A 5988-nucleotide genomic window follows, 5' to 3' on the forward strand; every position below is an offset into this window, starting at 1 on the left:
CCTACATCCACCGCCGCATCTACGACGAACTGGTCTCCCGCCTGGTGCGGCGGGCGGGCCGGATCGCGGTCGGCGACCCGCTGGCGCAGGCCACCCAGATGGGGCCCGTCGCGAGCAAGGCCCAGCTGGACAAGGACCAGGCCATCGTGCGCGAGGCCGTGGCCGCAGGGGCCAGCGTGCTCTGCGGGGGCGAACGCCTGGCGGTGCCAGGCTTCGACGGCGGCTACTTCTTCGCGCCCACGATCCTGGGCGGGGCGGATGCGGCCAATCCGGTGATCTGCAAGGAGGTCTTCGGGCCGGTCCTCGCGGTCATGCCCTTCGAAGACGACGACGAGGTCCTCGCCCTGGCCAACGATTCGGAGTTCGGGCTGGCCGCGGGGGTGTGGACCAAGGACTTCCGGCGCGCGCACCTGATGGCGCGGCGGCTCGAGGCGGGAACGGTCTGGCTCAACACCTACCGCACGCTGGCCTTCAATTCGCCCTTCGGCGGCTACAAGTCCAGCGGAATCGGGCGCGTCAACGGCACCGAGGCCGTGAACCACTACCTGCAGACCAAGAGCGTCTGGTGCGAGCTCGGCGACGAGGTGCGCGACCCGTTCGCCTTCAAGGCCTAGGCACCCTCCCGGCCGCACAGCCACAGATCCATCGCATAGGAGCCACGATGAGAGGTGTCGTATTTCCCGGGAACCGCAAGATCGAGTACCTCGAGGTGCCGGACCCGACGCCCGGGCCGCTGGACGTCGTCATCGAGATGAAGGCGTCCGGCATGTGCGGCACCGACCTGCAGAACTACCGCAGGCCGCTGGACCAGCCTGCCTACATGCCATCGCTGATCGGCCGCCCGCCCATCGCCGGCCACGAGCCCGCGGGCATCGTCTGCGCGGTCGGTTCGGCCGTGCCGGCGCAGCTCGCGCGGGTCGGGCAGCGGGTCATGGTGCACCACTACCAGGGCTGCAACGCCTGCGCGCACTGCCGCACCGGCTGGCAGCAGCTGTGCCGCAACGTCCAGCCGATGGTGCGCGTGTACGGCAACAACGACGACGGCGGCCACGCGCCCTACCTGAAGGTGCCGGCGAACACCGTGGTCACGCTGCCGGATTCGCTGAGCTTCGAGGCCGGCGCGGCGATCGCCTGCGGAACCGGCACCGCCTACCAGGCGCTGCGGCGCATGCACCTGTCCGCGGCAGACACCATCGCCATCTTCGGGCAGGGGCCCGTCGGCCTGTCGGCCACGCAGTTCGCGCGGGCCATGAATGCGCGCGTCATCGCCATCGACACGAACGAGCAGCGGCTCGAGCACGCACGCCGACTGGGCGCCGACGTGGCCTTCGCCCCGTCGGGCGACGGCGATGTCGCAGAAGCCATCCTGGAGCTGACCGGCGGGCAGGGCGTCGACAAGTCGCTGGAGACCTCGGGGGCGGCATCCGCGCGCAGCGCGGCCATCCGTGCGGCCAAGACCTGGGGGACCTGCTGCTTCGTCGGCGAGGGCGGCGAGGTGCGCATCAACGTCAGTCCGGAGCTGCTGCGCCGCCAGATGACGGTCATGGGGTCGTGGACGTTCTCGACGACCGGCCAGGCCGAGTGCGCCGCCTTCGTCGCCGCCAAGGGGCTCGACGTCGGCCAGCTGTACACCCACCGCTGGACGCTGGACCGGGCCGAGGAGGCCTACCGGCTGTTCGACCAGGGCGTGGGCGGCAAGGGCGTGTTCCTGCTCTGATGGCGGCGGGGCGCCGGTACCGGGGGCGTATGCGGGCCACGGCCCGGCGCACGGGCCCGTCCGGTCGCCGGCATGCGCGCCGACGCGACGCGGTCCCGGCTCAGGCCTCCAGCGGCCGCTCGCTGAAGCGCATCGAGAAGTCGACGGCCGTCACGTCCTTGATCAGCGCGCCCACGGAGATGCGGTCGACGCCGGTCTCCGCGTAGGCCCGCAGCGTCTCGAAGGTGACGCCGCCGGAGACCTCCAGGCTGCAGCGGCCCTGGGCCAGCCGCACCGCTTCACGGACGGTCTCCAGGGGCATGTTGTCCAGCAGCACCATGTCCACGCCCGCGTCGAGCGCTTCCTGCAACTGCCGCAGCGTCTCGACCTCCACCTGGATGAAGGCCACGCGGCCCTTGAGCGCCTGCGCCGCGCGGAACGCGGCCGTCAGGCCGCCCGCTGCCGCGATGTGGTTCTCCTTGATCAGGACGGCGTCGTACAGGCCCATCCGGTGGTTCTGGCCGCCGCCGCAGCGCACGGCGTACTTTTGCGCGGCGCGCAGGCCGGGGATGGTCTTGCGCGTATCTAGGACGGCCGCGCGCGTGCCTTCGACCACCTTGACATAGCGGGCGGTCTTGGTCGCCACGCCGCTGAGCGTCTGCAGGAAATTCAGGCAGGTGCGCTCCGCGGTGAGGAGCTCGCGCGCCACGCCTTCGATCACCACGACGGCCTGCCCGGGCACGCAGGTGCCGCCATCGGGTACGCGCCAGTCGGCCCGCGCCGTCGGCGCCAGGCGGTGCAGTATCTCCTCGACCCAGGGCCGGCCGCAGACGACCGCCGCCTGGCGGCACGTGATGGTGGCCGTGGCGCGGGCGGTCGCCGGGACCAGTTCCGCGGTCAGGTCTCCCGGGCCGACATCCTCGTCCAAGGCACGCTCGACGTCCTGGTGCACCTGCTTCAGAAACTCTCTCTCACTCACGTTCAATCCTTTTTGTTCATCCTGGGGAGGCCGCGTCCCGGCGCGGCCGTGCCGCCTGTGCTTGCGTGGGCCGGCGGAGCGCCAGCCACCGGGGCCACCGGCGCCGGAGCATGGCTTGCGGCCTCACCTCGCTCATGCGCGCGACTGGAGGAGACGTTTGCCCGTCGGCCGAACCGGTGCGCACGCACGCACACGCACCGCCATGCGTACACATCGAGTCCGAGTTTACAAAATTATTAGAGACCAAATGATTCTAGGGAAACCCCGGAGGGAAAACCGTTGCCTGGATCAACGTGTGCCCATAGAATAATTAGGCAACTAACTAAACTAGGCACCGCCAGCGGTGCCAGTACTCCCCACCATGAAGCCCTCTGAAAATCCGGCGCCAATCTGGTCAGACTCGCTGCTTCTCGGGCATGCCGCGATCGATGGCGAGCATGAGCGGCTGGCCGAGCTAATCGAGCGCATGCGGCGCGCCGCCGCGCCGGAGATGGCGCAGGCGCTGGATGCGGTGCTCCAGCATGCGGCCTCACATTTCGCGGCCGAGAACGAGCTCATGCGCGCGACGGCGTTTCCGCCGCGCGACTGCCACATCAGCGAGCACGAAGCGGTGCTTTCCACGCTGCGCGGCGTGCGCGCGCGCCTGGAGTGCGGGGAGTTCGAGGTGGCCCGCCGGGTGGCGGACGAGCTGGTGGCATGGTTTCCACCCCACGTCCAGCACCTCGATTCGGCACTTACCCATTGGCTCTGCAAGCTACAGCACGGCGCCAAGCCCGTGGTGCTGCGTGTGGGCCGCAAATCCGAGGCCGCCCTGGCCTGCTAGTTCAACCCCCTGGATCAACCACCCCTGATAGATGAGATGACACCATGATGACTCACGAAGAAAACGAGCTGCTTTGTCGCGTCGTAGGCGACGCCCCCATGGGACGCCTGATGCGCCGCCACTGGACGCCCATCTGCCTCGTGGAAGAGGTGAGCGAACCCGACGGCGCGCCAGTGAAGGCGCGGGCGTTCGGCGAGGACCTGGTGGTCTTCCGAGACAGCGAAGGCCGTGTCGGCGTCATGGACGAGTACTGCCCCCACCGTCGCGCCTCGCTGGTCTACGGCCGCAACGAGGAGGGCGGCCTGCGCTGCCTCTACCACGGCTGGAAGATGGACGTCGACGGGAACGTGCTGGAGATGGCATCCGAGCCGGCTTCGAGCGGCATGGTCGACAAGGTCAAGCACACCGCGTACCCGACCAAGGAATGGGCCGGTATGGTGTGGGCCTACATGGGACCGAAGGAGACCATGCCTGAGTTCCAGCCGCCGCCGTGGGCGCCGACGGCGGACACCCGGGTAAGCATCGCGAAGGTGCTGCTGCCGTGCAACTGGGCGCAGATTCTCGAGGGCGCCATCGACTCGGCCCACAGCTCCAGCCTCCATTCCTCCGATATGGTTCCGGCCCGGGTCGATGGCGCGAAGGCTACCGACAAGACCTGGCTGCGCCCCTCGACCGACAAGGCCCCGCGCATGCAGGTGCAGCGCACCGGCTATGGCTTCCGCTATGCCGCGCTGCGCCGTCCGATCACGAACGCCGCGGAGAACGACTACGTGCGCTCGACGGTCTTCGTGGCCCCCGCTACCGCCCTGATCCCGCCCAATAACCTCTACAACGTGGCCAACATCAACGTGCCGATGGACGACACGAACACGGCGTTCTATTTCATCGCCTGGGGCCACCCGTCGCAGACGCCGGAGACCGAAACCTGGCGCAAGTTCCTGCGCCAGACGGTAGGCGTCGACCTGGACCAGAACTACCGCCCCCTGCGCAACGAGGCGAACAAGTTCTGGCAGGACCGCAACGCCATGAAGGCCGGCAACTTCACGGGCATCACCGGCTTCCCGAACCAGGACGTGGCGATGTGGCTGACCATGGGCGCCATCGCCGACCGCACGCATGACCGTCTGGGCGCCAGCGACTTGGCGATCGTGGAATTCCGCAAGCAGATGCTCGAGGCCGTGCAAGCCTTCGACCAGGGGGCGCCTGCCATCGGCACCGGCGCCGAGGCGGCCACGCCGGCCGTCTGCTCCTTCCAGGCCATCGTCCCCAAGACGACCGACTGGCGCACCTACGAGACCCGCTATGTCTGGCTGGACGGCGAAAACCGTCCCGAGTTCGAACCCTCCTATTCCGTGAAGTCCTGATCCCGTGAGCAAACTCCAACTCTCCGTCGCCATGGGCGACTACGACCGCACCCGCGCGCTGTTCGACGGCCGCGTTCAGATCGACGGCGTCGATCCCGTGTACATGCTCCTCAATCCCGAGGAGATGTTCTTCCGGGCGATGCGTAGCGTCGATTTCGACATCACCGAGCTCTCGTTCTCCAGCTACCTGGTGAAGCACTCGCGGGGCGAGTGCCCTTACATCGCGCTACCGGTGTTTCTCTCGCGGGCGTTCCGGCACACGTCGATCTACGTGCGCAAGGACCGCATCCGCGAGCCGGCCGACCTGAAGGGCAAGCGCATCGGCTTGCCCGAATACCAGCTCACCGCCAACGTGTGGGCGCGCGCGATCCTGCAGGACGACTTCGGCGTGCGCCCCTCCGACGTGACCTGGGTGCGCGGGGGCATCGAGACGCCGGGGCGGCCCGAGAAGGTCAAGCTGCAGCTGCCGGACGACGTCCGGATCGAGCAGGCGCCCGAGGGGGCGACGATCTCGCAGATGCTCGACCGCGGGGAGATCGATGGCTTCATGGCGCCGCGCCCGCCGAGCCGGTCGGCGCTCGCCAACCCGAACATCGGCTGGCTGTTCGACGACCCGACCGCGGTGGCCAAGGACTACTACCGGCGCACGGGCGTGTTCCCGATCATGCACGTGGCGGCCGTCAGGAAGGAACTCGCCGCCAAGCACCCCTGGCTTCCCGCCGCGCTCGTCAAGGCCTTCACCCAGTCCAAGGCCGCCGCGCTGGAGCTGCTGTCGGACACCTCGGCCACCAAGGTCACGCTGCCCTTCGTCGAGGAGCAGCTGCAGGCTGCCCGCGAGGCGATGGGGGACGACTTCTGGTCGTACGGCGTGGCGGCCTCGGCCAGGACGCTGGAGACCTTCGTGCGGGCCCACTACGAGCAGGGCCTGTCATCGCGCCACGTGCCGGTCAGCGAGCTCTTCCACCCCGCGACCTACGAGACCTACAGCATCTGATCCCGCACCACCCACAACTGGAGACACCCACCATGAAGCACAAGATCCCCGCCTGGCTGGTTGGCCTGGCCTGCATCGCCCAACTCGCATTCGGCTCCCTGGCCCATGCCCAGGCCTATCCGAGCCGCGCCA

At 68.7% G+C, this 5988-nt stretch carries 6 protein-coding genes; 5 read left to right on the forward strand and 1 reads right to left on the reverse strand.

The genetic code is table 11. The annotated features are described in order from the left end of the window. The coding region (locus DBR23_RS26235) for an aldehyde dehydrogenase family protein (protein WP_146191456.1) at positions 1-614 on the forward strand (614 nt) is incomplete at its 5' end. A gap of 47 nt (positions 615-661) precedes the next feature. Then, a complete protein-coding gene (locus DBR23_RS26240; RefSeq protein WP_017404448.1) occupies positions 662-1717 on the forward strand; it encodes a zinc-binding dehydrogenase in 1056 nt (351 codons plus the stop codon). A gap of 100 nt (positions 1718-1817) precedes the next feature. Here the strand turns inward: DBR23_RS26240 and nadC are convergent, their stop codons facing one another. Further along, positions 1818-2675, reverse strand: coding sequence for a carboxylating nicotinate-nucleotide diphosphorylase (nadC, locus tag DBR23_RS26245; protein ID WP_103738775.1), 858 nt, complete (start codon positions 2673-2675; stop codon positions 1818-1820). Positions 2676-3036: 361 nt separating this feature from the next. On the opposite strand from nadC, the gene DBR23_RS26250 reads away from it, so the two are divergent. Genes DBR23_RS26250 through DBR23_RS26260 form a run of 3 tightly spaced genes read left to right on the forward strand, consistent with a single transcriptional unit; the run spans position 3037 to position 5856 of the window. Then, positions 3037-3498, forward strand: a complete 462-nt coding sequence (locus DBR23_RS26250) for a bacteriohemerythrin (protein ID WP_108500056.1) — start codon at positions 3037-3039, stop codon at positions 3496-3498. 44 nt (positions 3499-3542) lie between these two features. Continuing rightward, positions 3543-4862, forward strand: coding sequence for a Rieske 2Fe-2S domain-containing protein (locus DBR23_RS26255; protein ID WP_108500057.1), 1320 nt, complete (start codon positions 3543-3545; stop codon positions 4860-4862). A gap of 4 nt (positions 4863-4866) precedes the next feature. Further along, positions 4867-5856, forward strand: coding sequence for an ABC transporter substrate-binding protein (locus DBR23_RS26260; RefSeq protein ID WP_026062142.1), 990 nt, complete (start codon positions 4867-4869; stop codon positions 5854-5856). Positions 5857-5988: the final 132 nt, after the last annotated feature.

Origin of the sequence: Acidovorax sp. HMWF018 (assembly GCF_003061035.1) — a bacterium.
Taxonomy (GTDB): domain Bacteria; phylum Pseudomonadota; class Gammaproteobacteria; order Burkholderiales; family Burkholderiaceae_C; genus Acidovorax; species Acidovorax delafieldii.

Coding starts and splice junctions, on each gene's coding strand:
- DBR23_RS26240 (WP_017404448.1), top strand. CDS start 662: ATGAGAGGTGTCGTATTTCCCGGGAACCGCAAGATCGAGTACCTCGAG.
- DBR23_RS26250 (WP_108500056.1), top strand. CDS start 3,037: ATGAAGCCCTCTGAAAATCCGGCGCCAATCTGGTCAGACTCGCTGCTT.
- DBR23_RS26255 (WP_108500057.1), top strand. CDS start 3,543: ATGATGACTCACGAAGAAAACGAGCTGCTTTGTCGCGTCGTAGGCGAC.